Origin of the sequence: Halopenitus malekzadehii, assembly GCF_900108505.1 — an archaeon.
In the GTDB taxonomy this organism is placed as follows: domain Archaea; phylum Halobacteriota; class Halobacteria; order Halobacteriales; family Haloferacaceae; genus Halopenitus; species Halopenitus malekzadehii.
In genome coordinates this window covers 416,274-442,932 of record NZ_FNWU01000001.1, presented here as the reverse complement: position 1 = coordinate 442,932, position 26,659 = coordinate 416,274, and the positions used below count along the sequence as shown (strand labels likewise).

The following is a 26,659-nucleotide window of genomic DNA, read 5'->3' as shown; positions in this document are numbered from 1 at the left end:
GCTACTCGCCCGACTCGGCGACGAGCGTCGCCGCCGTGGCGCCGTCGGTCCGTGAGACCGTCGATCGGTTCGACCGCGGGTCCTTCTCGACCGTGACGAGTTCGTCGGCGGCGCCGATCAGCTCCTCGTCGTGGCTCACGATGACGATCTGCCGGACCCCGAACCCACGCATCTCCTCGACGAGGTCGACCAATCGGGCGACGTGGCCCGAGTCCAGAAAGACCGTCGGCTCGTCGAGGATGAGCGGGGGCGTCGGCGTCGAACCCTCGATCCCCTCGGCCAGCAGCCGGTAGATCGCACAGCGCAACGAGAGGTTGAACAGCGCCCGCTCCCCGCCCGAGAGCTGCTCGGGCTCGAGCGGCTCGCCGTCCTTCTGGTAGACGGTGAGCTCGTAGTCGCCGTTGAGGTCGATGTGTGAGTACGCGTCGTTCCCGTAGACCAGCTCGAAGGTCTCGTTGAGCATTCGCTCGAGGGTTCGAACGTTTCGTTGCCGGAGTTCCGCACGGAGATCCCCGTACATCGACTCGAGTTCCCGGGTCTCCTCGTGGATCGCATCAAGGGACGCGACCGTCTCCGCCAGCTCGTCCCGCTCGTCACGGAGGGACTCGAGCGTCTCGATGTCGCCGGTGACGCTGCCGATCCGGGTCTGGATCTCGTCGCGACGGTCCGCGAGTTCCACCAGCGTCTCCGCGACGTTCTCGAGGTAGTTCTCGGCCTTTCGTTTGCGGGATCTGGCGTCCTCGATCGCGTCCTCGTCGACCGCCTCTCGAAGCTTGTCACGTCGCTCGCGCTTCTCGGCGAGCCGATCGCGCCGTTCGTCCGCGAGTTCGGCGAGCGACTCACGTTTCTCCGTGAGCCGTTCGATTCGATCCTCGAGGTCGTCGATCGACGACAGCTGCGATTCGATCGTCCCGAGACGGTCCCGATTTTCGGCGATCGCATCGAGACGCTCTTCGAGCGTGTCGACCCGGTCGTCGGCCTCCTCGGCGGCCGCGCGTTTCTCGGCCGCGACCTCCCGGGTCGACGCCGCCTCCTCGCGGAGCTCGTCCGCATCCTCGCGTTTCACAGTCGCCTCCTCACGGCGGTCCGCAGCCTCCTCGCGGCGCGTTTCGAGCCGATCGGCGAGCCGGTCACGCTCGGCCTCCAGCTCGTCGATCCGGTCGTCCGCATCGGCAAGGGCCTCGAGCGTCTCGATCTCGTCATCGATCGCCGAGAGCCGGGTCCGTGCCGTCTCGAGGTCGGCTTCGAGTTCCGCGATCCGTTCGCGGTCCGCCTCGATCCGGTCCGTGTGGGGAGAATCCGCGACCGGTTGTCCACACTCCGGGCACTTGCCCGCCGCAAGCAGGTTCTCCGCCTCTGACACCCGGTTGCGTACGTTCTGCAGTTGGGTTTCCAACTCGGCGATCCGCTCGCGGCAGTCCACACGGTCGTCGGTTCGCGTCGCCAGCCGGTCGGCCGCCTCGCCGCGATCGATGCCGTCGGCGTCGTCGAACCGCGCCGTCAACTCGTCGATCTCCGCGTCGATCTCCGCGATCCGCGTCTCGTGGTCCTCGGCCGCGGACTCGGCCTCCGCGGCACGGTCCTCGAGATCCGCAGCCTCCTCCAGAGCCCCGTCGGCCCGGTCCTCGAGATCGTCGGCCTTCTCGACCAGGTTCCGCGCCTGGTTCCGATAGCCGGTCGCGTCCGTCTTTGCGTCCGTTCGATCCTCCCGGAGAACTGCCTCGCGCTCCTCCAGTTCGGCACGTCGCCGGTCGATCGCGTCCGCGTCGGCCGCCTCGAGTTCGGTCTCGGCGAGCAGGTCGTCGATCGACGACCGGTGCTCGGCGATCCGTTCGCGGGCCGCGGCGATCGACTCACGGTGCTCCTCGCGCTCGGCTTCGGCCTCACGGATCGTCTCCGCGAGCGAGTCGATGTCGTCCTCGATCGCCGCAAGCGTCTCGCGTTTCTCCTCGTACTCCTCCAGAACGGTCGTCGCCTCCTCGCGCGTCCGCTCGGCGGCATCGCGCTGGCTCTCGTAGTGGTCGATCTTCTCGGAGACGCCCTCGAGTTCGGTCTCGAGTTCCGACAGCGTCGCGTGGAGGTCCCGGTCCTCGAGCCGCTCGATCCGCGATTCGGTTTCCTCGAGGACGGCTCGCTTTGCGGTCCGAACGTCCTCGACGCCGAGGCGTGCCTCCCCGGCCCGCTCGCGGTATTCCTCGAGAACGCCGAGCTGGAGCAGGTCGTCGATCGTGTCCTGGCGCTGGCTCGGCGTCGCGTTGATCAACTTGTTGACCTCGCCCTGCCGGACGTACGCGCAGTTGACGAAGGCGTCCGCGTCCATCCGGAGCAACTCGGTGACGAACTCCCGAACCGCACGCGCGCCCTCGCGGGCCGGTCCGTCCTCCGCCTCGGCCTCGAGGGTACAGCGGTGGTCGACGCGGTCGTCGTACACGCGAAGCTCGCGGTCGATCCGATAGGTCGTTCCCTCGTGTGTGAACTCGAGCGAGATCGATGCCTCCTCAGTCCCGTTCGTGACGACGTCCTCGAGGGTTCCCTCGAGCGCGCGCGAGCCGTAGAGGGCGAAGAAACACGCCTCAAGCAGCGAGGACTTTCCGCTTCCGTTGACGCCGTGGATCACGGTGACTCCCTCCGTGAGGGACAGGTCCGCGTCGCCGTACGGCTTGAAGTTCTCGAGGCGGATCCGGTCGAACCTCATCGGAACTCCCCCATCGAGGCCTGTCCCTCTCCGGAGACGTCGCCATCTCCGGCGTCCACAGCATCGCCATCTCCGGAGTCTTCGGCGTCGGCGTCCTCGACGTCGACGCCCTCGGGATCGATTTCCTGCGACGTCGCCGCCCCCAGATCGCCGGCATCGAGCCGGGTCTCGATCCGTTCCGTCACGGCCGACCGAACCGCGCTGTCGGCGACCGTCTCGGATCGTACCGTGTCGTCGATGTCCACCGCGGCCGGCGACGGATCGAGATCGGAGAGCCGCTCGCGGACCGCTTCGTCGGGGTCCGCGAAGCTGACGTCCAGATCGGCATCCGTCTCGATCTCCCGTCGATCGGTCACGCGAGCGATGAGGGCGCCATTCTCGGTCGCCGCTTCCTCGATCGCCGCGGGCGTCACCGGCTCACCCGATCCGGTTATCTCGACGATCACGACTGCGTCGGTCAGATCGTGTTGCCCGAGCTGTTCCCGGACCCGCCGTGCCCCCTCGCCGTCGCGAAGCTCGACGTCGACGTACACGAACGGGCGGGTCTCGATGGCGCGGCGCCGAACGTCGACCTCGTCGGCGAAGGTTATCAGGTTGTAGCCCCGTCCCTCGCGTTCGCTCGCGCTTGCGCGCTCGGTCGATCCCGGATAGGTGACCCATGTGTCCCGAACCGTCGTCTGCCCCGGCTCGTGGTTGTCACCAAGCAGCATCGCGTCGAAGTCGACGTCGCTCTCGGCGAGAACGGTTTCGGTGTCCCAATCGGCGTACGCGAACGGTTCGAAGAGGCCGTGTGCGACCAGCGCTGCGTGTTCCGCCCCGTACGAGTCGAAGGCGTACTCGAGGTCGTCACGCTGTGAGGGCGGAACGTGATCGAGCCCGTAGAAGGCGACGTCGCCGACGACGGTTGGCGAATCGTCGAGTCGGGTGGCGAGGCCGAGGCGCTCGAAGAGGTCGAGCCACTGTCCGTGGCGGGTCGATTCGTGGTTCCCGACGATCGCGAGGAAGGGGATCCCCGCGTCCTCGAGGCGTCGAAGGGCGGACAGCGTCCCGAGCAGGTCCGGAAGGTCCGGTCGACGGTCGTGAAAGAGGTCGCCGGCGTGCACCACGGCCGCGACGTCCGACTCGATCGCATCCGAGACGACGGCCTCGAAGGCCGCGAGGAAGTCCTGTCGGCGGGCCGAGGAGTGGTACTGCCGGTAGCCGATGTGGGTGTCACCGGTGTGGATCACCCGCGTCATCGCCGTCTCACCCGCAAGCGCCGCGTCATTACTGCGACCCTTGAGCCGTCCGCCTTTTAGCCGTTCCGCCGGCGGAGTGAAACTGATCCGTCTCCCGGTCCGCACTCCCATCGAAACCGTCGTCGCCGAGGCCGGCGTCGTCCAGGGATTCTCCGGCGGCAGCGCGACGGAAGCGCCGATACGCCGATCGTGTGCGTCGACCACGCGCTGCCGGTTCGGGTGCGTCATCGTCGATCGCGGATTCGATCGCCGTGTCGAGCCGCTCCAGTCCGTCGGCATCGACGAAGCCGGCAGCACGCTCGATATCCGCACACGCCGCGGCCGCCTCGTCGATGATCGTGACGTACGGCGGACGATCGGTGTCGGTTCGGGCGGCAAGCTCTTCGAGGGTTCGCTTGATGCGGCGGGTTCCTGGTGAGTCCATAGCGGCCGCTGTGGCGGCTTCAAATATAAACGGACGGGTGGCCACGCGACCGAGATACCTCAGATCGACAGCGAGTAGAGCCGCTTTCGCGCGTCGGCAAAGGAGAATCGAGAGTCGACGACGTCCGCGTCCTCGAGCCGTGAGAGGGCATAGCGAACGGTTCGCGGGGGGAGCAGCGTTTCCTCGGCGAGCTCGCTCTGTGTGAGGGTCTCGTTGTAATCGAGGACCTTCGCGACGAGTTTGGCGCTCGGGGGAAGATCGCGAACGGGCTTCCATCGGTCGGCGAGATCGTCGGTCTCGGCGTTGTCGGCGTGAACGGCCTCTGGTGCACTCATGTGTGTTTCAACGTGAGTAATGCTAGTAAATAATATTTACTATCGATATATATTACCATAAGGAATTCTCCGGCAATATCGGGCAGGGTCTCGAACGAGCCACCGACATAACCGGTGCCGGGCGGCGTCGGCAAGTCACGACGGTTCACACGGCGGGTGGTGCACCCGAAGCCTCTTAGTGACGACCGACGTAACAGGGTTCGATGACCGATACTGTGGACGACGTCGAGATGCCTTATGACGAGGATTCGACGTCGCAACAGGAGAAGATCGAGGTGCTCGAGGACAGACTCGAGATCCTCGAGTCGCAAAACGAGGAGATGCGCGACCGTCTCCTCGACGCGAACGCCGAGAACAACAAGTATCAACAGAAGCTCGAACGGCTCACCCACGAGAACAAGAAGCTGAAGCAGTCGCCGCTGTTCGTCGCCACCGTCCAGGAGCTGACCGACGACGGCGTCGTGATCAAACAGCACGGCAACAACCAGGAGGCGCTCACCGAGGTCACAGAGGAGATGCGCGAGGACCTGACTCCCGACGACCGCGTCGCGGTCAACAACTCCCTGTCCGTGGTCAAACGGCTCGAGAAGGAGACCGACGTCCGCGCCCGCGTGATGCAGGTCGACCACTCGCCGGACGTCACCTACGAGGACATCGGCGGCCTGGACGACCAGCTCACCGAGGTTCGTGAAACCGTCGAGATGCCCCTCGAACGACCCGAAGCGTTCGATGACGTCGGGATTCAGCCGCCGAGCGGCGTTCTGTTGCACGGGCCGCCGGGCACCGGCAAGACGATGCTCGCGAAGGCCGTCGCCAACCAGACCGACGCCTCCTTCATCAAGATGGCCGGATCCGAGCTGGTCCACAAGTTCATCGGCGAGGGTGCCAAGCTCGTCCGCGATCTCTTCGAGGTCGCCCGCGAGAACGAGCCCGCGGTGATCTTCATCGACGAGATCGACGCCATCGCCTCCAAGCGTACCGACTCAAAGACCTCCGGCGACGCCGAGGTCCAGCGGACGATGATGCAGTTGCTCTCCGAGATGGACGGCTTCGAGGATCGCGGGGAGGTCCGCATCATCGCCGCGACCAACCGGTTCGATATGCTCGACGAGGCGATCCTCCGGCCCGGGCGCTTCGATCGACTCATCGAGGTCCCCAAACCCGACGCCGCAGGACGGGAGATCATCTTCCGTATCCACACCCGCAAGATGAACGTCGCCGACGACGTCGACTTCGACGAGCTCGCGGAGACCATCTCCGACGCGTCCGGCGCCGACATCAAGGCGATCTGTACCGAGGCCGGGATGTTCGCGATCCGCGACGACCGGACCGAGGTGACGATGGCCGACTTCGAGGACGCCCACGAGAAGCTCGAGCAGACCGACGAGGCCGACGTCGGCGACTCGGTCGCGTTCGCGTAACCGGCAACGTATCACGTCGATCGACGGAGTCGCCGTCGTCGCGCCCCGTCTAGAGGCCGACGAAGAGCGCGTACGGAACCAGAAACAGCACGAGAAGGATGATTGCGAGCAGGGCGCCGTATCCGAGTCCCACGCCGAGGAGGGCGCGGAACCCGGGATGTGACAGCGTATCGATCTCCATACCGGCGTATCGAACTCCCGTCTCTTAAACCGGTCGGCCGAATCGTCGTAGCGACGGGAACGTCGCGCCGACCACTCTCCGTGCCGATCGTCACTGCACCAGGCTCGCGCCGTCGAAGGCGGTCCGCTCGAACTGTATGTCCAACAGCTGGAGGATCGTGGGTGCGATGTCGAGGATGTCGGCGTCGTCGATCGTGACGCCGGGCTCGTCGATCAGCAGCGCGGCGTCGTCGAAGCTGTGCATCCCGGTTCGCGGGCCCGGGTCCTCGAAGACCGCCTCGTGGCCGGTGAAGTCGGCCTTGAGGTCGAACCCGTCGTGGGGGATCGCCACGAGGTCGGGGGCGATCTCGTCGTGATCGCCACGGAAGGCGGTCTCGGTCTCGACGACGCGACGAACGACGGGTTCGCCGGCCGGGGATTCGAGGGCCTCGAGGTCCCGTTTCAGTGCCGCTCGGGTCTCTTCGTACTCCTCACGCGGAACCGACCCGCGGGGTTCACGCTCCTCGAGATTCAGGTAGAATCGTCCGGGGCCGAGCGAGTAGGCCCGCGCCTCGTCGGCGATATCGCCCAGGTTCGCGTGATCGCGGTCCGTGAAGGATAGCCAGTCGGTCCGTTCGAGCCACTCGTTGCAGTTGACGACGCGGTCGATCGGCGCGAATCCGTGATCCGAGGCGACGACGAGGGTCGTATCGCGACCGAGGGCGTCGCGAATGGCGCCGATGTGCTCGTCGAGCCGTTCATAGAACGCGAGGAACGCCTCGCGGTCGGGCCCGTCGGAGACGTACTGGTCGAACAGGAAGTGGTTGATGCGGTCTGGCGTGAGGTAGACGCCGACGAACAGGTCCCAGTCGTCGCGATCGACGTACTCACGGAACGCCTGCTGCCGGCGGTCGAGCGTCCGTCGGGCGTGGTCGAGGAAGTCGGTCTTGTCCGTGTGGTGGCCGAGCTTGGCGTTGACGTCGATCAGGTAGTCGATCGAGTCCAGATACGACCGCAGCTCCTCAGGCGTCGCGGCCGCGTCGACGTCGGGCGCAAGGAAGCCGGACACCATCCGCTGGACGGTCCGCTGTGGCGGGAAGGTCACGGGAACGTTGAACACGCTCGCGTCGCGACCCGCTTCCGTGACGCGATCCCAGATCCGCTCACGCTGGACGTCACGACCCATCGGGACGTAGGTGTCGTAGGACCCAACCTCCCGGTCTTGATAGCCGTAGACGCCGGTTTCACCGGGGTTCGACCCCGTGGTGATGGCCGGCCAGCAGGCGGTCGTCTCCGGCGGGTAGATGCTCTCGATCGACCCGGAAGACCCCGACTCGATCATCGCCGTCAGGTTCGGGAACGTCTCGGGCTCGGAGGCGATGAGCCGATACGGCACGCCGTCGATCCCGAGGAACGCCACACGGGGATCGTCCGTCCCTCGTAACCGGTCGATCAACCCCATACGACACATACCACCCAGCGCGGTAAAAAGCGTGGAGGTTTTCACCGCCCCGCGAGACCGTGAGGTATGGAAACACGACGGGCCCTCCTCGTCGACGCGTTTACCGCGGAGCCGTTCACGGGGAACGCCGCCGGCGTGGTCCCGGACGCGACCGATCTGTCGGACGACCAGGCGCAGGCGATCGCCGCCGAACTCGGCGTCAGCGAGACGGCGTTCCTCTCCGAGCCGACCGACCCCGAAGCCGACCGCCGAATCAGATACTTTACGCCGACACAGGAGATCGACCTCTGTGGGCACGCGACGGTCGCCAGCCACGCACACCTGTTCGAAGCCGGAACCATCGAGGCGGGGTCCCATCACCTCGAGACGAACGTCGGCGTGTTGCCGATCGAGGTGACCAACGACGGAGTGGTCCGGATGACCCAGTCGACGCCGACCGTCGAGCCGGTCGAGGTGACCTACGATCGGGTCGGCGAGACGATCGGGATCGATCCGGCCGCGCTCACTGACGTGGGCGCCGACCTCCCCATCGCGCGTGCCTCGACGGGAGTGACGTTCCTGATGGTCCCCGTCAACTTCCTCGAGCGACTTCTGGAAGCCGATCCGTCGATGGCGGCGATCGAGACGCTGACCGACGATCTCGACGTCGCCGGCATCTTCGCGTTCACGTTCGATACGGTCGCAGCCGACGCGACGATCCACGCACGAGCGTGGGTGCCCGGCGTCGGCGTTCCCGAGGATCCAGTAACCGGCACCGCAAGCGGTGCGTGCGGGGCCTACCTCCACCGGCAGGCGGCCTTCGACGGCGACCCGCCGGCGGAGATCGTGGTCGAACAGGGCCACGTTCTCGACCGTCCCGGGCGCGTCCGCGTTCGCGTCCGTGACGCCGAAACGGACGCCGACACGAGCGTTTCGATCGCGGGTCGGGCCGCGCAGGCCCTCGACGGCGAGATCGTCGTTCCGGAGCCGGACGACGACGACATCCTTGAAGCGTGAGCGCCATCACGGCGGGAGCGCTCCAGGTGTTCCACCCTCATCCGGTCCATCCTCACCCGGTCCACGTACCGACCCACCCCACTGAGGTCATCGGGGCTGGCGGCCGCGATCGTCCTCCTCGGCGTCGATCACGTCCTCAAGCCGGTCGCCGCCCATATCCGACGCCAGGGCGACCCCGAGCAGGGAGACCACGATTCCACCGACGATGAACAGCGCCAACCGCTGAGTCGGGGAGACGACGATCCCGCCGGCTGAAAGCGGAGGCAGCAGCCGTTCCTGTTCGAGGAAGTACCCGGCGAACCCGCGGACCACGAGCCCCACCGCGACGGCGACGAACGGGAGGTTCAAAAAGTGGCTCCGGATCCCCTCATCCCGGATGAGTTCGTCGAGAAGTCGGCCGGTCGCAGCGGTCAGCGCCGCGCCGGCGAGCCACGGAACCGCGGCGTAGACGATCTGAATGGCCTCGACGACGAGCGGTTGTGAACCCGGCAGCTCCGAGATCGAGAGTACCCCGAGAAAGATCCCGACGAGCGAGAGCCCCGCCGCGACGACGTAGGTGACGATCGACACCTTGCCGGCGTACAGTGCCGCCCGGACGCGGTCCGGAACGTCGGCGAGGTATTCGTCGATCGCGAGCCCCTTATACAGCAACACGGTCCCGAGCAGCCCGGAGAGTCCGGCAATCGCGACCTCCGGGGAGAACCAGAACAGCAACGAAGGAACCACGAGCAGCCCGATCCCGACCGGAACCAGAACCGTCGATCGGAGCTCCTCGTCCGCGAGGAACTGTTTGAGGAGGTAGTACGACGACTCCAGGTCGTGTGCCTGTCGAACGACGACGCGGTCGACGGAGTCGACCGGAAGGCGCGATTCGACGATCGGGAGGACGCGCTCGTCCTCCGCGGAGTCGACGACGACGATGGCCGACGTCGGGTCGTGGCGGTCCACCAGCTCGTCGAGTTGGGCGGCGATCGACCGGTCGGCGCCGACCCGTGAGTCGGATCCGCCAGAGACCACGGCGACGACCGCCTCCTCACGGCCGTCCCGGAGATCCCGGGCCACGCGGAGCGCCTCGAGGATGCAGTTGACGCTTGCGTCCTCGGGGTCCGCAAGGCCGATCTCCGTCACGAGCGATCTGACGGCTTCCCACCCCGAGACCGGCATCGGCACGCTCGTCTTCCGGGCCACCTCTCCCGAGCGGTCGACACAACACACCAACGACGTCACGGTCGTACCCAGGCACGGGTACGGTAAAAACCCTCATCCTCGACGGAACGATCACCACACTCACCGCGTCCGGAGATCCACCTCGGCGGTGTCGTCGGCGGCCAGCACGCCGGCGATCCCGGAGCCGAAGGCGTAGGCGACGGCGCGGACGCCGACGCCGAGTCGATCCGTGAGGCCTCGCTGTGGCTCGAACTCCCGTATCTCGACCGGCTGCTCGCGGCCGAGTCGCTCGGTGAGTCGCGATTCGACGTCCTCGCTCGTCCCGAGGTCGTCGACGAGTCCCCGATCGACGGCGTCAGGTCCGAGGAAAACGCGGGCCTCGGTCTCCCGGACGTCCTTGGGATCGAGGTCACGCCCCTCGCTCACCGTCGCGACGAACTGGGCGTAGAGGTCGTCAACGATCCCCTGGAGGTACTCACGGTCGGCATCGTCGATCTCCGAAAGCGGATTGCCGGCCTCCTTGAACCGGCCAGCCGCGAACTCCTCATAGCGGATCCCGAGTTTGTCGGCCAACTCGGAGGCATTGGGGCGTGACCCGCGAACGCCGATGGATCCCACGAGACTCGCCTCGTGGGCCCACACCTCCTCACAGCCGGCGGCGATCCAGTAGCCGCCGGAGGCACAGACGTCGCTCGCGTGAGCGATGGTGACCCCGTCGAACCGATCGACGGCACGGCGGATGTCGTCGCTCGGCAGCACCTCGCCGCCCGGCGTGTTGAGCGTGACCAACAGCGCGTCGACGGACGGGTCGTCGTCGGCGCGGTCGATCGTCTCGACGATCTCGTCGGCGGTCGCCCCGGTCGAGGCAGCGATCGGCGAGGGTCGCCCGCCGTCACGGGTGATCGGCCCCTCGACGGCGACCTCGGCGACGTCGTAGTCCGCGAGGGCATTCGCGACGACCGCGGCGCCGAACCGGCCGGCCACGCCGGCGAGACCGATCGTCAAGAGCACTCCGACGAGCTCCGGTCCGGTCGTCGGAATCTCGAGAAACACGATCCACCCGACTGTGACGCCGACCGCGGCCGCAAGCACCGCGGCGAGGAGGCCGAGGCCGCCGCGAAGCGTCTCGTTGCGGATATTCATATCTATGAGGTCGATCCGCAGCGAAGTAAAGCCCCCCGACGGCATCGCTGTGTGAGTGATGGTGTCAAAACGAAAGAGCCGATCGAGAACGAGAAAACGCGCAGGTGACCGGGATCCGGCGCCGGCTTACAGCAGCCCCGTCTTCTGGAGCTTCATCAGGTCCTCGGTGTCGAGGGTCTCGCCCTCCTTGAACTTCTGATAGATCTCCTCGGCCTCCTCCTTCTCCTCCTCGCGCTTTTCGGCGCGCTCGTCCTTGCGTTCCTCCTCCTCCTGCTTGTCGAGTTCGCGAAGACGCTTCTGGACGCGGACGAAGTCCTCGTGGTGCTTGTCGGCGGCTTCCTGGGCCTCCACGAAGAGTTCGTGCACCTCGTCGGCCTCGTCACGGATGTCGTCGGCCTCACGGTAGGCCTCGATCATCTGGTTGTGATGTTCCTGGGCCTTGTCCGCGAGTTCCGTGACCTTCTGGTGGTGTTTGGACGCCTCCGAGCGGACCTCCTCGGCCTCCTCGATGAGGTCCTCGAGCTCGCCGGTGTCCTGGACCTTGTCCTTCTTCTCGGCGAGCTGTTCGCGCTTGTCCTCGATCTTCTCGATGAGTTCGCGCTCGTCCTCCGCCGAGAGCACTTCCGTCTGCTGGCGGAACTCGAGGTCCTCGATCTCCTCCTCAAGCTCCTCGATCGACTTGCCCTCGTCGAGTTCGAGGTCCTCCTTGAGCTCCTCGACCTCGTCGAACAGCTCGTTGGCCTCGGCGTTGAGCTCGTTGCGGCTCTCCTTGTGCTCTTGGACCTGCTCGTTGAGCTCGTCGCGCTTTTCGCGGTGTGTCTGGGCCTCGTCGACCTTCTCACGCGTCTTCGCGTTGAGGTCGTCGCGCTTCGAGGCACGCTCGGAGGCCATCTGGTTCAGCTCGTTTCGCCGGTCGCGCAGCTGTCCTGCGCGTTTGATGAGCTGACCCTTCGAGCCGTTCTCGAGTTCGTCCTCCGAAAGGTCGACGTTGTCTGATTCTTCAAGCGCTTCGATTTCGTACTGTTCGATGACTTCCTGTTTCGTTACCATTTTTTATCACTCCATCACCGCTCCGGATATGGCAGACGCTCGCCCCGATGCGTCCGACCGTGGATAAGAATTCCCGATCATTCGTCGTGCGGTTCCACCAGCGCCGGATGCGTTCTGGTACTTACCCATAGTCCCGTATCATATATAAATTCTTTGGTGGCTAGAAGTGTGGAAGAAGGTACCATACACCCAGAATTCGGCGGTTTCACTCGATCTCGGTCGGTCTACAGGGATATATAAATGACAACGATTCACACGGGAGAGGCTGGGAGCCGGAGCGACGGCGTCCGTGTGGCGCCGTCTCTCGCCCGCACCACACGCACCTGCTCGGACACGGGATCGCCCAACGTACAGATCGTCCACGGACAGATCGCCCACGGACACGGCGTCGATCGGCGGACGTGAGTCGATCGGCCGGGATCCGAACGACTTTCGGCGGGGACCGCCGATGACGCGATATGACCGAACGCGTGGAGGGGCCGGCACGATGACCGAACTCGTCGAGACGATCACGGCACGGGGACACGAGAACGTCCGCGCCGAACACGTGAGCACCTTCGAGGTGACCACCGACGACTGGCTCACCCCGGCCGGAGACTGCATCCTCGCCGTCGAGGCTGACGCGACCCCCCGGACGTTCGATCGGGACTTCAAGGAGGCCTGCCGGAGCCACGAGGCCACGATCACGGCGACGCTGACCGTTGAGGGCCCCAGCCGGGCCCACGAGGAGACCATCGTTGGGTCGGGCCATCCGGACCTCACCCTGATCGACGACCGATCCGCCGTCGCGCGGACGAGCACGTACGTGGACGATCGGACGGTGATGGTCGACGCCGATGGCGCAGCCACGGATCTCGATCGCGATCTCGTCGACGCACTCGCCGATGGAGCGCCGTGTACGCTGCGGCTCGCCGTCGACGCCTGACTGGCTGGCGTCTGGTGCACAGCACCGGGAGGAACATCTTAACCGGAGGGCGACGAACTCGATCGTGATGGCCGAGGAACCCGATCGAAACATCAGCGGCGGCACCTCCGGCGGCGGGACGCCGGCGCAGTTCGAACCGGGCGATGGAACGTCCCGCACGGAGGCGATCGTGGACGAGTTGGGTGAGTTGTACTGGCAGAAGGAGTACGGCGGTCGGGACGGCTTCGAGTGTCTCGTCCGGACGATCCTCTCACAGAACACCTCCGACGTCGCGAGCCAGCCGGCCCACGACGACCTCCTGAACAGATACGGTCCGCCCGCAGAACTCGCCGAGACGCTGGCCGAGGCCGACCACGACGAGCTTGCCGAAACGATCGCGGCTGCGGGCCTGTACAATCGGAAGTCGGAGGTCATCCGGAACGCGGCGCGCTGGGCACTCGAGGAGTTCGGCTCGACCGCCGCCTTCGACGCGTTCGTCGCGGAGGGAGACCCCGACGAGGTCCGGGAGACGCTGTTGGGGGTGTCCGGGGTCGGCCCGAAGACTGCCGACTGCGTCCTGCTGTTCGCCGGCGGCCGCGGCGGCGTGTTCCCCGTCGACACCCACGTCCACCGGATCGCGCGCCGAACGGGGATCGCGCCGCCCGACGCCGACCACGAGGCGGTCAGGGAGGCGATCGAGGCCGCGGTCACGGCCGAAAAGTGCGGCTTCGGCCACACCGCGATGATCCAGTTCGGCCGGGAGTACTGTACCGCACGCAAACCCGCGTGCCTCGACGGCCCGGAGGCGTGTCCCCTGTACGATCGCTGTGACCGCGTCGGGATCGACGAGATCGACGGCAACGTTCGCGACCCGGCCACGGTCGTCGACGAATGACCGTCGATCGACCGCCGCGAGGAGGTCGGTTGCCGTGGAGAGATCGATCGCCGAGAGGTAAGACTAAGGCGCATCGCACCCCTCCGGTCGATATGGACCTGTCGGGGATCGACCGACACACGCCGCGGGGCGTCACGGGCGCGCCGCGTGAGGCGGCCGTCCTCGCCCCGGTGATCCACCGGGACGAGGGCCCCCACCTCCTGTTCACCAAGCGGGCCGACCACCTCGGGGAACATCCCGGCCAAATGAGCTTCCCGGGCGGCGGTCACGAGCCCGTGGACGCGACGCTTCGGGAGACGGCGCTCCGGGAGGCCGACGAGGAGATCGGCGTCGCCGCCGAGGAGGTCGACGTCGTCGGCCGCCTCGACGACATCACGACGATCACCGACTACGCGGTCCGCCCCTTCGTCGCGACCGTGGTCGATCGGGAATACGTCCCCGACGAGCGCGAGGTGGCAGAGATCGCGGTCCTCGCGGTCGAGGATCTGATCGATCCGGCCAACTACGAGTCGGAACGCCGCGAGACCGACTACGGAAACCTCCGGATCCACTACTTCCACGTCGACGGCTACACGGTTTGGGGGGCGACCGGTCGGATCGTCGCGCAACTGCTCGAACTCACGACCGACTGGCGGATCCCGGAGGAGCCGGACCGCGTCGTCGGTCCGGATGCCGACGTTTCCGGCTAACTCTCCGGAATGACGTGTGTCCTCGGCTCAGTCCTCAGCTCAGTTCTCGGCTCAGTTCTCGACATCGCTGTCGCCGCCAGTTGTCCCCGCTGAATCGCCGTCGCCCCGGGCCTCGATCGTCTCGACGGCCTCGAGGATCCGCTCACGGAGGTCGGCGGCGTCCACCGATCCCCACGCCTCGAGGTCGTAGGTCACCTCGAGCAGCGCCGCCAGTCGCGACCGGTCCGCCGACGCGACGGCATCCGCGACGTCCGCCGCCAGGCGGTCCCGCACGGTTCGGCCCAGCGTGTCTCGGTCGAGGTGGCGATCGGGAACGTCGAGAATGTGTGGGAGATCCTCCGCGTTCGGCGGCACCGAGGGAAACGCCGCCGGTCCGACCACGAGGAGCGACTCGTCCGCCGGGCCCAGGTCGGCGTCTCCACCATCGATCGGCACCAAATAATAGTCGCGAACGGCTGCATCGATCGTCGTCTGGAGCGCCGCATCGTCGACGTCGGCACCCCGTTTGAACGCGAGCTCGGACAGTCCACGCCGCAGCTCCGACCGGGTCATCGCGCCGAACAGGTCTACGATTCCGGCGAGATCGTCGTGTGCGGCGACGCTGGCCCCGCTTCCGTCCGCTTCCCGGTCGTCCGTCATTCGTCGACCGCCTCCCGGAGGTCGGCCGCTGCGGCCTCCCGAAGGTCGGCGACCGTGATCGGGGACTCCCGCCACGGGGGCAGCCGGCCGTCGCTCGCCGGGGGGCCGATCGCCTCGGCGTAGGTCTCGACCTGGTCGAGTTCCGCCTCGCGGTCAAAGGTAAGCCCGTTGAAGGAGGCGTCGGTCGCGTACGATCCGACGAGCGTCCGCGCGGCGGTTCGATACCGATCGACGAGCGCATCGTGATCCACCGTGATCCCCCGGTCACGGAGGACGCGGAGCGTGGCGTCGACGACGGCGTCGCTCATATCGGCCAGGCCGGTCGGGCCCCGAACCGACCGGTGGTCGTGTTCGTAGCGGCCGAGATCGACCTGCGCCGACTCCTCGAACCCACCGTGTTCGAAGGCGTCGCCGAGGGTCCCGATCTCGAGGCCCCAGCCGCGTTGGACCCGCAGATCCGCGACGAGATCGCTCGTGGCTGCGAACTCGCCCGCGAGGGCGTACCGAAACGACTCGAGGTAGTCGATCACCGGATCGTCGTGAACCTCCGCGAGAGCGCGGACGAGCGGACGAAACAACAACCGGAAGAGCCGTCCGTAGAGTCGGTCATCCTCGACGCGGGCGTAGTATCCCTTCGAGAACGCGTACCCGTGTGCAAGCGGGAACAGCAATCGGGCGACGTAGGCCGGCGAGTAGCTCCGCGTGTCCGCGTCGTGAACGACGACGTACTGCTCGGACAGCGCCGGACCCAACCCGACCCAGACGTCCCGCCCCTTCCCACGTTGGCCGTCGAGCCCGTGGTCGGACAGCAGCCGCTCCAATCGTGGGCCGTCACACCACAGGATCTCGATCGGCAGGTCGAACCCCCGAAGCCACTCCCGAGCGGGACCGACGCGATCGGGCGAGGCGCGAAGCGGGACCACGACCCGGGCGGGATCGACGGCCGCGAGAGTGTCGAGCACGCGTTCGGCCGCCAGACCTCCGAGCTCCCGTTCGGTCATCGGGACGACGACGGCGGCCCGGCCCGTCGGCGCCTCGGGCGTCCGATCGCGCAGGGCGTGCAGCGTGGTCACGCGCTCCTGGACGTACTCCATCGGCGGATCGGTGGGGTGGACGGGGGAAAAACGACCCGTTTCGGGTGGCGCCGATGACGACCGGTCCCCGGCACGAGCGTGGACCGACCGTCGGCGTGAACGCGAACCGTTCGTTCACGTTCGTGTTGCTGAATCGAAACGACCTCGGGCACGGTATTTAACACGTCCGGCGACATACGGTGGCGTATGAAATCGACTCGGAAGGGCCTGCGTGACGGCGACCTGAAGAAGGACACCTACGAGCGGCTCACGTGTGCGGAGTGTGACAAGCCGCTCAAAAAGGAGAACGACCCCGACGAGGTGTTCTCCGTCAGGGCCTGTCCCGAGTGCGGCGCCACGTACAAGGAACTCCGTTAACCGCCGAGATCACCGATCGGAGACGACGCTCACTCGAAGACGGCATCGAACGCGTTCGCCCCGAGCGGGTCGAACGTGCCCGCGGCAACGTTCTCTCGCACGTGGTCCGGATCGCGCGCACCGACGAGTGCGGTCGTCACGCCGGGCGCGCTGCGTGCGAAGTTGATCGCCCGCTGCGCCGGCGTCTCGCCCGCGAGCTGGTCGGCGATCGGTTCCGGGATCGCTCCGGGCTCGGCCAACGACCCCTGACCGAGACTCGCGCTCGTCACGACGTCGACGCCGGCCTTGTGAGCGCGCTCCAGCAGCGAACACCGGTCGGCGTCGGCCGACGACGTCGGCTGCGTCGGCCGCGTGAACGCGTCGGCCATCCGGACGTTGAAGGGGAGCTGCACCGCGCGAAAGCCGTGGTCGTCGGCGCCGACCGTCGCGGCCGCCCGTTCGGCGCGTTCGATGATCGCGGGCAGCGAGAGCGCCGAGTCGTGGTCCGGCGGGACGCGAAAGGCGTCCCAGGTCGCGACGCCGTAGCCGCCGATGTCGCCCGCCAGGCGGCGTCGTTCGAGGCGCTCGAAGGCGGTCTCGAGGGCGTCATAGACCTCCTCAGGCGACCGTTCGGCCAGTTGGGTCTCCGGGTTGTGGACGTAATAGCAGTCGATCGTCTCCACGCCGATCGCGTCCAACGACCGGTCGAGCATCGTCTCGATGAATCCCGGCGCGATCGCGTGGCTGCCGTGGACGAGATCGTCCGCGGAGAGGATCCCGGTCTCGAGGAACTCCTCGCGGACGTAGGCGGCCGGATCGTCGGGGCGCTCGCCGTCGAACGGGACGAAGCCGGCCTTCGAGGCCACGACGACCGACTCCCGATCGACGGCGGCCTCGGACAGCGCCTCGCCGACGACCCGTTCCGAGCGCCCACAGCGGTAGTTGCTCGCGGTGTCGACGTGGTTCACCCCGGACTCGAGCGCGAGCCGTATCGACTCGCGGTACCGGTCGTCGACGGCATCGGTCGGGTCGCCGAGGTAGGTCCCGATCCCGACGCTGGAGGCGACGCCGGGACCGAACCGGCGGAAGTAGGTCCGCCCGAAGGCGTCGCCGAACCGCTCCCGATAGCGCCAGGTACCCTCTCGCGTTGCCATTGCCGCTCGTAGGGTCGCCCGCGGGATAACGGCCGCGGCTTGGGGGACGACGGCCGCGACTCGGCGGGACGACGCGTCCGCGACCGTCCCGACCGCCCCGCGATTTATAAGTGAACACGCGAGAAAGGTCCCGTATCGAATGAGCCGCAACGACGAGGTCGCGAGCGTTCTCGAGGAGTTCGCCGACCGCCTCGAGGCGACCGGGGTCGAGTACAAACCCACCGCCTACCGGCGCGCGGCCGAGAACGTCCGCGACCACCCGACGCCGATCGAGACCCTCGTCCAGGAGGGCGAGGAGGCGGTGCAGGGGATCGACCGCGTCGGGGACGCGATCGCGGCCAAGATCGTCGAGTACGTGCAAACCGGCTCGATCGAGGAGCTCGAGGAGCTCCGATCGGAGTTTCCCGTGGAGATCGACGCACTCACCCGGGTCGAAGGGGTCGGTCCGAAGACGGTCGGAACCCTCTACGAGGAGCTCGGCATCACCACCCTCGACGAGCTGGCGGCCGCCGCCGAGGCCGGGGAGATCCGCGAGATCACGGGCTTCGGCGAGACGACCGAGGAGAACATCCGCGAGAACGTCCCGTTCGCCCGGCAGGCACGGGAGCGCGAGCGGCTCGGGGACGCCCGCCCGATCGCGGACGCGGCAGTGACGTATCTGGCCGACGCCGACCCGGTCGCGACCATCGAGGTCTGCGGCTCGATCCGGCGGTGGCGGGACACGATCGGCGACGTCGACCTCCTCGTCGGGAGCGACGACCCCGAGGCGACCGTCGCGGGGTTCACCGACTGGCCCGAGGCGGACGCGGTCATCGAGGCCGGCACCAACAAGGCGAGCGTCCGGGCCGACGGCCTCCGCGTCGACCTCCGCGTGGTCGCCGTCGCGGAGTTCGGCGCGGCGCTCCAGTATTTCACCGGCTCGCGAGACCACAACATCGCGGTCCGGAACCGCGCGCTCGACCGCGGGCTGAAGGTGAACGAGTACGGCGTCTTCGACGTGAGCGACGTCGCTGACCCCGAGGCGGGCCAGCGCGTCGGCGACCGGATCGCCGGCGAGACCGAAGCAGGGGTCTACGAGGCGCTCGAGATGGCGTGGATCCCGCCGGAGCTGCGTGAGAACACGGGTGAGGTCGACGCGGCGGCAGCCGACGATCTACCGACGCTGATCGAGGAGGGTGACGTCCGCGGCGACCTCCACACACACACCGACTGGTCCGACGGCGACGCGTCGATCGAGGGGATGGTTGCTGCGGCCGCCGACAGGGGCTACGACTACCACGCGATCACCGACCATGCGACCGGCCCCGGCGTGTTCGGAAACACCGGCCTCGATCCGGCGAATCTGGCCGATCAGGCGGCAGCAGTCGACGCGGTCCGGAAGGAGGCATCGATCCCCGTCTTCCACGGGGTCGAGGCGAACATCACCGCCGACGGCGAGCTTGCGACCGACGACGACACGCTCGCCGATCTCGACATCGTCGTGGCCTCGCCACACGCCGCGCTCGGGACGAGCGACGACGCAACCGACCGGCTCGTCCGAGCGATCGAACACCCTGCAGTCGACGTCCTCGGACACCCCACCGGCCGAATGATCAACAGCCGCGAGGGACTGACGGTCGACTTCGAGCGCCTCGCCACCGTCGCCGCCCGCGAGGACGTGGCGATCGAGGTGAACGCGAACCCGGCACGGTTGGACGCCAACGGCGAGGCGGTCCACGCCGCGATCGACGCCGGAGCAACGATCGTGATCAACACGGACGCCCACACGCCAGGGGAGTTCGAACACGTCCGGTACGGGATCCACACGGCCCGACGCGGCTGGGCCGAGCGTGCCGACGTACTGAACACGCGATCAGCCGATGGCGTCAGGTCGTTCCTCGAGGGATGAGCCGCGAGGGCGGCGACAGCGAGACCGTCGACGGCGACGAGACGACCGATGACGGGACGACCGACGACGGGACGACCGATGACGAAACCCGACCAACGGGAACCGAACAGTTCCTCGTCGACGTGATGTGCGGAACGCTCGCCACCTACCTCCGGTTCTGTGGCTACGACGCGGCCTACGCGCTTGACCGCGGCGTCGAAGACGACGACCGGATCGCGTCGATCGCCGCGGCCGAGGATCGGACGCTTCTCACCCGGGACCGCGAGCTTGCGGAGCGCGTCGACGGCGCGCTGCTCCTCGAGAGTCGGGACCCGGCCGACCAGCTCGCGGAGCTTGCGGAGGCCGGCGTCACCATCGAGATCGCGGAGACGCCGAGACGCTGTGGTCGATGCAACGGTCGACTCGATCGCGTCTCGGACACGCCGAACCGACCGGCATACGTTCCGTCGGAGGGGCCCGTGTGGCGGTGTCGCGACTGTGGGCAGTGGTTCTGGAAGGGGAGCCATTGGCGTGACGTCCGTGCACGCATCGGGGCGGCACGATCGACGTGACGGGCATCGATCGATCGCGGATCGTGTGCTACTCGATGAACTGCTACTCGATGAACTCGACGTCCTCGTCGTCGTCGGTGGTCGGGGTCAGTTCGGAGGACCCGCTCGATCCCGAGGACCGTGTCGATCCGTTCGACGGCTGGTCCCCGGTCGCGGTCCGATTCCGCTCCCGGGGCCGATCGGGGGACCGATCTCGGCTCGAGTCACCGGATCGGTGACGGCCCGAGCCATCGGTTCGATTCCGTCCGGGGTCGGGCCACTCGGTCGAGAAGCCGGAGCCGCCGTCCGCGTCGGTGCCCGTCGACGATCGGTCCGATCCGGTCGGGGTTCGGATCGATTCGGGGTCAGAGCCGCCGTCGCTAACGCTTGCAGCCCCGGATCCGAGCGTTCCACCGGCTCCGGATGAACGGTTCGTACCGCCGGAACTACCGGAACTGCCGGATCCCCCGAAGAGACCACCACCTGCAGTCGTGGAGCTGGCCGTATCGGGGGCAGCCGAATCGGGATCGGCCGTATCGGAGTCGGTCGCGTCGGCGTGTGACACGTCGGCGTCGCCGCCGCCGAGCGTGTTCGCGTCCGGGTCGTTGGTCTGTGTCTCGACGGACCCATCGGGCGTGCCGCCGAGGAGCCCGACGCCGCCGAACTCGTCGAGCTGGCGGCGATCGACCTCGACGACCTTCGTCTCGCCCTTGTGGGTCACCTCGAGCGTGACCGATCCGCCGGGGTCGTTTCGTGTCTTGAAGTTGGCGACGCCGACGAACAGACACCAGAAGGTCGTCGCCCCACCCAGAAAGTAGATACCGGCGGTCGGCAGCGTGAGGTCGACGAGCGCCGGACGAGGGCTGTTGACCCAGTGGTAGGGGTACGCGTACGAAAACATCACGACGCCGAGCGCCATAATGGAGGCACCCACGAGGGCTGCCGCGCGTGTCCGTCGATCGGCGGGGAGGACGCTCATTACGCCCAACATCGCCAGGGGAAGCCCGACGCCGCCGACGATCCCGCCGTACCAGCGCGCGTCCGCGAGGGTGTACGCCTCCATCGACGGAATGATCTCGGTCCCGGCAGCGAGGATGCCGGCGACGATGCACAGGATCCCCACCGCGAACAGTCCGACACCGAGGTAAAGTCGTCGGAGGCTCGTGGTCGATCGACCACGCCCCCCATAGACCTCCGAAAGACTCGTCATATGCGCCCTTTATCCCGCATCCCCAAAACACTACGTCAGACGAGCGCGTGACGAAGCGGTCGGTGGGTCCGTTCGACCCGGGCGGGAAGGAAGCGGTCGGTCGAGAACGGGGACCGACCACCTTCGAAAGAATTACCGTCGTGCCCGCGGAACCAGCGCGGTATGAGCGAGGACGCAGACGAGGACGAGGCGACCGACGCGCCCGCGGTCGAGCTCGAGTCCGGCGCTTCGATCGAGGGACAGCCGGTGACGCGCGTCGCCTCACGGCTCGTGTGGCCGAAATCGAAAAGCGACGTCATCGAACAGGAGGGCGATGCGACGATCCGGACGCCCGACGGCGCGCGAGAGCTGGCCAGCGTGCTCGAGGAGACCGACGAAACGCTGTTCGACTCCCGCGGCGCGTTCGTCGAGACGGTCGCGGAGACCGTCGGACGCGGTCCGGTCGCCACCGAGTAGCGCGCACGCGATCGGAAAAACCCGGGAGTCGATTCCCGAGCAACCGTCTCCGTCCCTGATCCCCCGGCCCGATGGCGTCCCGAACCATCGATCCCTTTTACCACGCATCGCACCAACGGGGGAGTATGACGCTCCCGTTCGACCCGGCCGCGATCGACGGCGAGGACTTCGGCGAGGAGGAACAGCTGCTGGCGATGAGCCACGAGGAGGCGATCGAACACGTCCGTTCGATCTGTTCGGACGCCGGCTTCGGCATCCCCGTGGAGTTTTCACCCTCCGAGCTGCTCAACGAGAAGGTCGATGCCGACCGGGATCCCTACTACGTGCTCGGTGCGTGCAACCCGGCGGTGGCCGACCGGGCGCTCGAGGCAACCGGCGGCGATATCGGCGCGCTGTTCCCGTGTAATATGGTGATTCAGGAGATCGAACCGGGGACCCAACGCGTCTACCACGTGTCGATCATGCGGATCGCGCGGCTTCTCGGGCTGCCGGAGCCGGACGCGGCCGACGAGATGGACGCGATCATCGCGGACACCGGCGAGCTCGTCGCGGACGTGTTCGACCGGCTGGCCGAGAACGAGGCGGCGATCGACGCGTAGGTCGGAACCGGAAGCGGTGCGCGTCGGCGACGGTATACCGGCGGCGACGTTCTGTGGCGACGTTCTGTGGCGACGTTCGGCGGCGGCACGGTTCCGGTACGTCAGCGAACACAGCCCGAGGACGCTCAGGAGGGCGTATCCGAGCCACCGAGGAACGAGCTGAGGTCGGTCTGCAGCCCGGCCGCCATCGTGGACTTACGGCGAAGGTCGCCCAGCGAGATCGGGAGATGCTCGGTCACGCCGCGGACGGCGTCGCCGAAGGTCTCCGCGGTGCCGTGTTCGCCGTCGAAGGCATCACGAACCGTCTCACGAACCTGCCAGACGCCGACGGGCCCCCAGTACTCGTCGGAGACGTGCCGCAGGACGAGTACCTTCGCCTGCCGGCCGCGGTCCGAGAGGTGTTCGAGCGCGCCGAGGCGGGCCGCGTAGTACGCGCCGGCCGTCTCCTCGACGTAGCCGCTTCGACCCTCCCGGCCCTCGTGGGCCGCCGCGAGGTACGTGCCGGCCTCCGGGTCAGGATTCCAGACGCTGCCGGGGGCCTTCATCTCGACGAGTTCGTACTCCCACCGGCCGGGCGCAAGGATCACCCAGAAGGCGTTCCCGAGATACTCGTTTCGGTGAACCTCCACGCGATCGACGCTCGGGGCATCTCGGATCGTCCCGCGGAGATATTGGCCGATCGTGTCGTCGACGGCGGTGATCGACCATCGTGTCGGCACGAGTCGCCGGTTGTCCCCGCGCCCGAGCGCGCCGGCCGAGAGGATCGAGTTGATGTCGTAGACGTCGAACCCACGGCGGTACAGGTAGGTCATCGCCCCCTGTGCCTGCCAGTCGTCGTCCTCGAGGGTCTTCTTCACCGGTCGTGGAACGTGTGGGTTCTCACCGAGGGATGCCTCACGGGCACGGGCACTCGGTCCGACCGGAGCGCCGAGGTCGCCACGGTCGACGTCGAGATCGAGATCCGGCGTCGAGTCGAGGCCGATCTCCACGTCGACGGGTCTGTCCGCGATCGCGACCTCGCGTTGGGTCCCGAGCCAGCCGTCCCACGCATCGTGGACGGAGTCGGCCGTCGTCGTTCGGTTGGAGTTGAGCAGGCTCGTCCGGCGTTCGAAGACGTCGGCGATCGAAACGCCCTCCTCGTACCACGCGCCGGAGGTCCGGAAGCTGTCGGCCTGGTCCTCGCGGCCGACCGGCGAGAGGATGCCCGTGGAGACGTTCGGGTAGTCGGCTCGGCCGACGAAGATCGACGGCGAGACGGACCCGACGATCGAATCGCCTGAGAGCGACTCCTCGAACCGGTCCTGAAAGGTCTCGACGTGGTCGAGGATCGCGTAGTCCTTCCGCTCCGCGAGGCGCCGCCGCTCGGCGCGCTCGTTCCGTTCGAGTTCCACGAACTCGTCGAGCCGCATTCGATCGCGGCTTGGGGTGCGACCGGCTTGAAGGTTGCCCGCTGGGTCGCGTCGCGTCAGTTGAACGCGTCTCGTTCGATCAGTGAATCGGCGGCGACACGGAATCCGCCGTGCGGTTCGGGTCCTTCGGGATCCGCTCTGCCGCGATCAACTCGGAATCCCCATCGCCTCGATCTGCTCTTGATACCGGTTTCTGATGGTGACTTCGGTTACCTGTGCGACGCCGGCGACCTCCCGTTGGGTCTTCTTCTCGTTGCACAAAAGCGAGGCCGCATAGATCGCCGCCGCAGCATAGCCCGTCGGGGATTTACCGGACAGCAGCCCCTTTTCCGCCGTGGTTTCGATGATCTCGTTGGCCTTTGACTGGACCTCCTCGGACAGTTCCAGTTCCGAGCAGAACCGCGGGACGTACTTTTTCGGATCGACCGGCTTCATCTCGAGGCCCAGCTCCTGGGAGATGTAGCGATAGGTTCGGCCGATCTCCTTGCGCTCGACGCGGGAGACGTCCGAGATCTCCTCGAGCGATCGGGGGATCCCTTCCTTCCGACAGGCGGCATACAGCGTGGAGGTGGCGACGCCCTCGATCGACCGGCCCCGGATGAGGTCCTCCTTCAGCGCACGCCGATACATCACCGAGGCGACCTCCCGAACCGAACGGGGGACGCCCAGCGCGGAGGCCATCCGGTCGATCTCCGAGAGCGCGAACTGGAGGTTGCGCTCGCCCGCGTCCTTCGTCCGAATGCGCTCCTGCCACTTGCGCAGCCGATGCATCTGGGAGCGTTTCTTCGAGGAGATCGACCGACCATAGGCGTCCTTGTCCTTCCAGTCGATCGTGGTCGTCAACCCCTTATCGTGCATCGTCTTCGTCGTGGGGGCGCCGACGCGCGATTTTTCCTGTCGCTCGGAGTGGTTGAACGCCCGCCATTCCGGACCGGGATCGATCTGTTCCTCCTCGATGATGAGTCCGGTCTCCTCGTGAATCAGCTCGCCATCAGCAGTCCGGGTGAGATCCTCAGGATCGAGGTCGTCGACGTCGAGGTCGTCGACGTCGATATCCGTCGCGATCGATTCGTCCGCGTCCTCGCTTCGTTCCGCCTCGTCCTCGTCGGCCGTTCGTTCATCGCCATGTCGCGTGCGCTGCCGGTCGTGCTCCCGCTGGCGGGTTGGCCGTGTCATCGCATTTATATAGTATCCTTTCCGGGAGTGTTAAATGTTCGCCTGGGGCAGGGTGTGGCCGGAGCTGAACGTCGCCGCCGGCCCGATCGGGACCCCTTTATCCGGCACCGATCGACGGTCGAGTGATGCCGACCATCGACTGCGACCCGTCGGAGGCACGGACGCGACTCGCCGACGCCGGCGTCGAGATCGAGCCCGGAAACACGCCCTACGAACGCTGGCGCGCTGAACGGGACGGCGCGGTCGCCGTCGCCTACGACGACAAAGTGGTCGTGCAAGGCACCTCGACGACGTCGCTCACCGCCCTGTTACGGGACACTGGCCAGCGCGCTCACGTGTATTTCGACGGCGCGTCCCGTGGGAACCCCGGACCGGCTGCAGTCGGATGGTGTCTCGTGACGAGCGACGGGATCGTGGCCGAGGGCGGCGATCGGATCGGGCGGGCGACGAACAACCAGGCGGAATACGAAGCGCTCATCGCCGCGCTGGAGGCCGCGGCCGAGTTCGGGTTCGACGCGATCGACGTCCGAGGGGACTCGGAGCTGATCGTCAAGCAGGTCCGCGGCGAGTGGAACACCAACGACCCGACGCTTCGTGAGCATCGCGTCGACGTGCGCGAACTCCTCGAGGAGTTCGACCGATGGTCGATCGCCCACGTCCCCCGGTCGGTGAACGAACGCGCCGACACGCTCGCCAACGAGGCACTGGACGCATAGGACAGCGTCGGTAGACCATAGGGCCAGTATCTGACACGCAGCGGCGTGCTCCCCGCTCCATCACGTCGCTGCGCCCGGGGTTCCCTCACGATACCGAAACCGACGAGTAAAAACGACGTGACGCCGTTCGATCGATCCGAGATGACCGATCCCTCGCCGACCGACCGGGCGATCGACTCGACCCCCACGGACGAGCCGACCGATGACGCCGACATCCCGTCGGACGCCGTCGAGGAAGCGGAGCGACTGACCAGGCTCGCTCGAAACGCGAACGAGTCCGAGGCAGTCGACCTGTACCGACGCCGGCGTGCGGAGCTGGTTTCGGATCACGACTACACGCCACGAGTGCGCGAGGAGGACGACACCCTCGTGTTGTACCCGAGCGAGTGGATGGCCGACGGAACGGTGCAGCTGGACCGCATCGAGGACACCGACCGGGCGGTTGAGGTATCCCTGTCGGGGCCGGGCGACGCCGATCAGTTCGACGAGGTCGATGCGGCAAACGCCGCGATCGTCGATCGGATCGCGGCCGAACACGGTCCCGAGCACGCCGCCAACGTCCGTGCGTTCGCGGACTTTATGAGCAATCACTACGTCCGGCGCGTAACCGAGGCGACCGCCGCCGAACGCGAGAAGTTTCGGACCGAGTATTACCCGCGGAACGTCTGGCCCAGTGACGAACAGCGGGACCGACTCGATCGATCGCTATCGCTGCTCGATGCGTTGGACGTCGACGCCATCGATCCGAAACCGTAGCCTCGACGACCCGCAGCCGACGATCGTGGTCGGGAGTCGTGGACGGTCGGCGTCGGCAGTCGCCGTGGACGGTCGGCGTCGGCAGTCGCCGTGGACGGTCGGCGTCGGCAGTCGCCGT

The 26,659-nt window shown here is 67.1% G+C and carries 27 protein-coding genes; 12 read left to right on the top strand and 15 right to left on the bottom strand.

Translation table 11 applies throughout. From position 1 onward, the window contains the following. Position 1: 1 nt before the first annotated feature. The 4 genes from rad50 to BLW38_RS02260 are packed head-to-tail and all read right to left on the bottom strand — an operon-like array spanning position 2 to position 4,692. Entirely contained in the window at positions 2-2,695 is a 2,694-nt protein-coding gene (rad50, locus tag BLW38_RS02275; RefSeq protein ID WP_092813698.1) for a DNA double-strand break repair ATPase Rad50, read from the bottom strand. Continuing rightward, the gene (gene mre11, locus BLW38_RS02270; RefSeq protein WP_092813695.1) at positions 2,692-3,933 is read right to left on the bottom strand and encodes a DNA double-strand break repair protein Mre11; all 1,242 of its coding nucleotides are present in this window, start codon (positions 3,931-3,933) and stop codon (positions 2,692-2,694) included. The genes rad50 and mre11 overlap by 4 nt, the downstream gene beginning before the upstream one ends. 28 nt (positions 3,934-3,961) lie before the next feature. Beyond that, positions 3,962-4,357, bottom strand: a complete 396-nt coding sequence (locus BLW38_RS02265) for a hypothetical protein (RefSeq protein ID WP_177167400.1) — start codon at positions 4,355-4,357, stop codon at positions 3,962-3,964. A gap of 59 nt (positions 4,358-4,416) precedes the next feature. Then, on the bottom strand, positions 4,417-4,692 hold the full coding sequence (locus tag BLW38_RS02260) for a MarR family transcriptional regulator (protein ID WP_092813693.1): 276 nt from the start codon (positions 4,690-4,692) through the stop codon (positions 4,417-4,419). Between the two features lie 203 nt (positions 4,693-4,895). Here BLW38_RS02260 and pan1 point away from each other — a divergent pair, with 203 nt between their 5' ends. Then, entirely contained in the window at positions 4,896-6,113 is a 1,218-nt protein-coding gene (gene pan1 / locus BLW38_RS02255; protein WP_092813690.1) for a proteasome-activating nucleotidase Pan1, read from the top strand. 49 nt (positions 6,114-6,162) lie between these two features. On the opposite strand, the gene BLW38_RS16635 is transcribed toward pan1, so the two are convergent. Beyond that, positions 6,163-6,294: a hypothetical protein gene (locus BLW38_RS16635; protein ID WP_281241157.1), complete on the bottom strand. Its 132-nt coding sequence runs from the start codon at positions 6,292-6,294 to the stop codon at positions 6,163-6,165. A gap of 90 nt (positions 6,295-6,384) precedes the next feature. Next, positions 6,385-7,734 carry an alkaline phosphatase family protein gene (locus tag BLW38_RS02250; RefSeq protein WP_092813687.1) on the bottom strand — a complete coding sequence of 450 codons (1,350 nt, stop codon included), beginning with the start codon at positions 7,732-7,734 and terminating at the stop codon, positions 6,385-6,387. A gap of 66 nt (positions 7,735-7,800) precedes the next feature. On the opposite strand from BLW38_RS02250, the gene BLW38_RS02245 reads away from it, so the two are divergent. Next, positions 7,801-8,730 carry a PhzF family phenazine biosynthesis protein gene (locus tag BLW38_RS02245; RefSeq protein ID WP_092813684.1) on the top strand — a complete coding sequence of 310 codons (930 nt, stop codon included), beginning with the start codon at positions 7,801-7,803 and terminating at the stop codon, positions 8,728-8,730. Between the two features lie 87 nt (positions 8,731-8,817). On the opposite strand, the gene BLW38_RS02240 is transcribed toward BLW38_RS02245, so the two are convergent. From BLW38_RS02240 to BLW38_RS02230, 3 genes are all read right to left on the bottom strand, one after another. Further along, complete coding sequence (locus BLW38_RS02240; protein WP_092813681.1) at positions 8,818-9,957, bottom strand: DUF373 family protein; 1,140 nt, start codon at positions 9,955-9,957, stop codon at positions 8,818-8,820. Between the two features lie 60 nt (positions 9,958-10,017). Then, positions 10,018-11,040 (bottom strand): signal peptide peptidase SppA, encoded by a 1,023-nt coding sequence (sppA, locus tag BLW38_RS02235; protein WP_092813678.1) that lies wholly within the window; start codon positions 11,038-11,040, stop codon positions 10,018-10,020. A 126-nt stretch (positions 11,041-11,166) separates the two neighbouring features. Beyond that, complete coding sequence (locus tag BLW38_RS02230) at positions 11,167-12,090, bottom strand: coiled-coil protein (RefSeq protein ID WP_092813675.1); 924 nt, start codon at positions 12,088-12,090, stop codon at positions 11,167-11,169. Between the two features lie 487 nt (positions 12,091-12,577). On the opposite strand from BLW38_RS02230, the gene BLW38_RS02225 reads away from it, so the two are divergent. The 3 genes from BLW38_RS02225 to BLW38_RS02215 all read left to right on the top strand — a co-directional run bounded on the left by BLW38_RS02225 (position 12,578) and on the right by BLW38_RS02215 (position 14,578). Beyond that, a complete protein-coding gene (locus BLW38_RS02225) occupies positions 12,578-13,015 on the top strand; it encodes a DUF371 domain-containing protein (protein ID WP_092815509.1) in 438 nt (145 codons plus the stop codon). A gap of 67 nt (positions 13,016-13,082) precedes the next feature. After that, a complete protein-coding gene (locus BLW38_RS02220) occupies positions 13,083-13,889 on the top strand; it encodes an endonuclease III domain-containing protein (protein WP_092813672.1) in 807 nt (268 codons plus the stop codon). Between the two features lie 92 nt (positions 13,890-13,981). After that, on the top strand, positions 13,982-14,578 hold the full coding sequence (locus BLW38_RS02215) for an NUDIX hydrolase (protein WP_092813669.1): 597 nt from the start codon (positions 13,982-13,984) through the stop codon (positions 14,576-14,578). Between the two features lie 51 nt (positions 14,579-14,629). Here BLW38_RS02215 and BLW38_RS02210 read toward each other — a convergent pair whose 3' ends face one another. Further along, positions 14,630-15,217 (bottom strand): DUF7109 family protein, encoded by a 588-nt coding sequence (locus tag BLW38_RS02210; RefSeq protein WP_245710027.1) that lies wholly within the window; start codon positions 15,215-15,217, stop codon positions 14,630-14,632. Further along, positions 15,214-16,311 (bottom strand): glycosyltransferase family protein, encoded by a 1,098-nt coding sequence (locus BLW38_RS02205; RefSeq protein ID WP_092813665.1) that lies wholly within the window; start codon positions 16,309-16,311, stop codon positions 15,214-15,216. The genes BLW38_RS02210 and BLW38_RS02205 overlap by 4 nt, the downstream gene beginning before the upstream one ends. A 186-nt stretch (positions 16,312-16,497) precedes the next feature. Here BLW38_RS02205 and BLW38_RS16110 point away from each other — a divergent pair, with 186 nt between their 5' ends. Next, positions 16,498-16,668 (top strand): HVO_0758 family zinc finger protein, encoded by a 171-nt coding sequence (locus BLW38_RS16110; RefSeq protein ID WP_021074843.1) that lies wholly within the window; start codon positions 16,498-16,500, stop codon positions 16,666-16,668. Positions 16,669-16,697: 29 nt separating this feature from the next. Here the strand turns inward: BLW38_RS16110 and BLW38_RS02200 are convergent, their stop codons facing one another. Continuing rightward, the gene (locus BLW38_RS02200; protein WP_092813662.1) at positions 16,698-17,801 is read right to left on the bottom strand and encodes an aldo/keto reductase; all 1,104 of its coding nucleotides are present in this window, start codon (positions 17,799-17,801) and stop codon (positions 16,698-16,700) included. 139 nt (positions 17,802-17,940) lie between these two features. On the opposite strand from BLW38_RS02200, the gene polX reads away from it, so the two are divergent. Together polX and BLW38_RS02190 are read left to right on the top strand one after the other, a co-directional pair. Next, on the top strand, positions 17,941-19,689 hold the full coding sequence (gene polX / locus BLW38_RS02195) for a DNA polymerase/3'-5' exonuclease PolX (protein WP_092813659.1): 1,749 nt from the start codon (positions 17,941-17,943) through the stop codon (positions 19,687-19,689). After that, positions 19,686-20,240, top strand: a complete 555-nt coding sequence (locus tag BLW38_RS02190; protein ID WP_092813656.1) for a Mut7-C RNAse domain-containing protein — start codon at positions 19,686-19,688, stop codon at positions 20,238-20,240. Before polX ends, BLW38_RS02190 begins: the two co-directional genes overlap by 4 nt. A gap of 43 nt (positions 20,241-20,283) precedes the next feature. Here the strand turns inward: BLW38_RS02190 and BLW38_RS02185 are convergent, their stop codons facing one another. Next, the gene (locus tag BLW38_RS02185; protein WP_092813653.1) at positions 20,284-21,429 is read right to left on the bottom strand and encodes a DUF7139 domain-containing protein; all 1,146 of its coding nucleotides are present in this window, start codon (positions 21,427-21,429) and stop codon (positions 20,284-20,286) included. Between the two features lie 162 nt (positions 21,430-21,591). Between BLW38_RS02185 and BLW38_RS02180 the strand changes: the two genes are divergently transcribed. Beyond that, entirely contained in the window at positions 21,592-21,885 is a 294-nt protein-coding gene (locus tag BLW38_RS02180) for a DUF5789 family protein (protein WP_092813650.1), read from the top strand. 125 nt (positions 21,886-22,010) lie between these two features. Further along, a complete protein-coding gene (locus BLW38_RS02175; protein WP_092813646.1) occupies positions 22,011-22,484 on the top strand; it encodes a DUF302 domain-containing protein in 474 nt (157 codons plus the stop codon). 125 nt (positions 22,485-22,609) lie between these two features. On the opposite strand, the gene nreA is transcribed toward BLW38_RS02175, so the two are convergent. Both nreA and BLW38_RS02165 read right to left on the bottom strand, forming a co-directional pair. After that, positions 22,610-23,893: a DNA repair protein NreA gene (gene nreA / locus BLW38_RS02170; protein ID WP_092813643.1), complete on the bottom strand. Its 1,284-nt coding sequence runs from the start codon at positions 23,891-23,893 to the stop codon at positions 22,610-22,612. A gap of 147 nt (positions 23,894-24,040) precedes the next feature. Next, positions 24,041-25,069, bottom strand: a complete 1,029-nt coding sequence (locus BLW38_RS02165; protein WP_092813640.1) for a transcription initiation factor IIB — start codon at positions 25,067-25,069, stop codon at positions 24,041-24,043. A gap of 125 nt (positions 25,070-25,194) precedes the next feature. Between BLW38_RS02165 and rnhA the strand changes: the two genes are divergently transcribed. Further along, positions 25,195-25,785 carry a ribonuclease HI gene (gene rnhA / locus BLW38_RS02160; RefSeq protein WP_092813637.1) on the top strand — a complete coding sequence of 197 codons (591 nt, stop codon included), beginning with the start codon at positions 25,195-25,197 and terminating at the stop codon, positions 25,783-25,785. Between the two features lie 141 nt (positions 25,786-25,926). Next, positions 25,927-26,541, top strand: a complete 615-nt coding sequence (locus BLW38_RS02155) for a DUF7108 domain-containing protein (RefSeq protein WP_245710026.1) — start codon at positions 25,927-25,929, stop codon at positions 26,539-26,541. The last annotated feature ends 118 nt before the right edge of the window (positions 26,542-26,659 follow it).

Coding starts and splice junctions, on each gene's coding strand:
- BLW38_RS16110 (WP_021074843.1), top strand. CDS start 16,498: ATGAAATCGACTCGGAAGGGCCTGCGTGACGGCGACCTGAAGAAGGAC.
- BLW38_RS02265 (WP_177167400.1), bottom strand. CDS start 4,357: ATGGACTCACCAGGAACCCGCCGCATCAAGCGAACCCTCGAAGAGCTT.
- BLW38_RS16635 (WP_281241157.1), bottom strand. CDS start 6,294: ATGGAGATCGATACGCTGTCACATCCCGGGTTCCGCGCCCTCCTCGGC.
- BLW38_RS02215 (WP_092813669.1), top strand. CDS start 13,982: ATGGACCTGTCGGGGATCGACCGACACACGCCGCGGGGCGTCACGGGC.
- BLW38_RS02220 (WP_092813672.1), top strand. CDS start 13,083: ATGGCCGAGGAACCCGATCGAAACATCAGCGGCGGCACCTCCGGCGGC.
- BLW38_RS02155 (WP_245710026.1), top strand. CDS start 25,927: ATGACCGATCCCTCGCCGACCGACCGGGCGATCGACTCGACCCCCACG.
- BLW38_RS02210 (WP_245710027.1), bottom strand. CDS start 15,217: ATGACGGACGACCGGGAAGCGGACGGAAGCGGGGCCAGCGTCGCCGCA.
- pan1 (WP_092813690.1), top strand. CDS start 4,896: ATGACCGATACTGTGGACGACGTCGAGATGCCTTATGACGAGGATTCG.
- BLW38_RS02185 (WP_092813653.1), bottom strand. CDS start 21,429: ATGACGAGTCTTTCGGAGGTCTATGGGGGGCGTGGTCGATCGACCACG.
- rad50 (WP_092813698.1), bottom strand. CDS start 2,695: ATGAGGTTCGACCGGATCCGCCTCGAGAACTTCAAGCCGTACGGCGAC.
- BLW38_RS02175 (WP_092813646.1), top strand. CDS start 22,011: ATGACGCTCCCGTTCGACCCGGCCGCGATCGACGGCGAGGACTTCGGC.
- BLW38_RS02225 (WP_092815509.1), top strand. CDS start 12,578: ATGACCGAACTCGTCGAGACGATCACGGCACGGGGACACGAGAACGTC.
- BLW38_RS02165 (WP_092813640.1), bottom strand. CDS start 25,069: ATGACACGGCCAACCCGCCAGCGGGAGCACGACCGGCAGCGCACGCGA.
- BLW38_RS02180 (WP_092813650.1), top strand. CDS start 21,592: ATGAGCGAGGACGCAGACGAGGACGAGGCGACCGACGCGCCCGCGGTC.
- BLW38_RS02260 (WP_092813693.1), bottom strand. CDS start 4,692: ATGAGTGCACCAGAGGCCGTTCACGCCGACAACGCCGAGACCGACGAT.
- BLW38_RS02230 (WP_092813675.1), bottom strand. CDS start 12,090: ATGGTAACGAAACAGGAAGTCATCGAACAGTACGAAATCGAAGCGCTT.
- sppA (WP_092813678.1), bottom strand. CDS start 11,040: ATGAATATCCGCAACGAGACGCTTCGCGGCGGCCTCGGCCTCCTCGCC.
- nreA (WP_092813643.1), bottom strand. CDS start 23,893: ATGCGGCTCGACGAGTTCGTGGAACTCGAACGGAACGAGCGCGCCGAG.
- BLW38_RS02205 (WP_092813665.1), bottom strand. CDS start 16,311: ATGGAGTACGTCCAGGAGCGCGTGACCACGCTGCACGCCCTGCGCGAT.
- BLW38_RS02245 (WP_092813684.1), top strand. CDS start 7,801: ATGGAAACACGACGGGCCCTCCTCGTCGACGCGTTTACCGCGGAGCCG.
- polX (WP_092813659.1), top strand. CDS start 17,941: ATGAGCCGCAACGACGAGGTCGCGAGCGTTCTCGAGGAGTTCGCCGAC.
- rnhA (WP_092813637.1), top strand. CDS start 25,195: ATGCCGACCATCGACTGCGACCCGTCGGAGGCACGGACGCGACTCGCC.
- BLW38_RS02250 (WP_092813687.1), bottom strand. CDS start 7,734: ATGGGGTTGATCGACCGGTTACGAGGGACGGACGATCCCCGTGTGGCG.
- BLW38_RS02190 (WP_092813656.1), top strand. CDS start 19,686: ATGAGCCGCGAGGGCGGCGACAGCGAGACCGTCGACGGCGACGAGACG.
- BLW38_RS02200 (WP_092813662.1), bottom strand. CDS start 17,801: ATGGCAACGCGAGAGGGTACCTGGCGCTATCGGGAGCGGTTCGGCGAC.
- mre11 (WP_092813695.1), bottom strand. CDS start 3,933: ATGACGCGGGTGATCCACACCGGTGACACCCACATCGGCTACCGGCAG.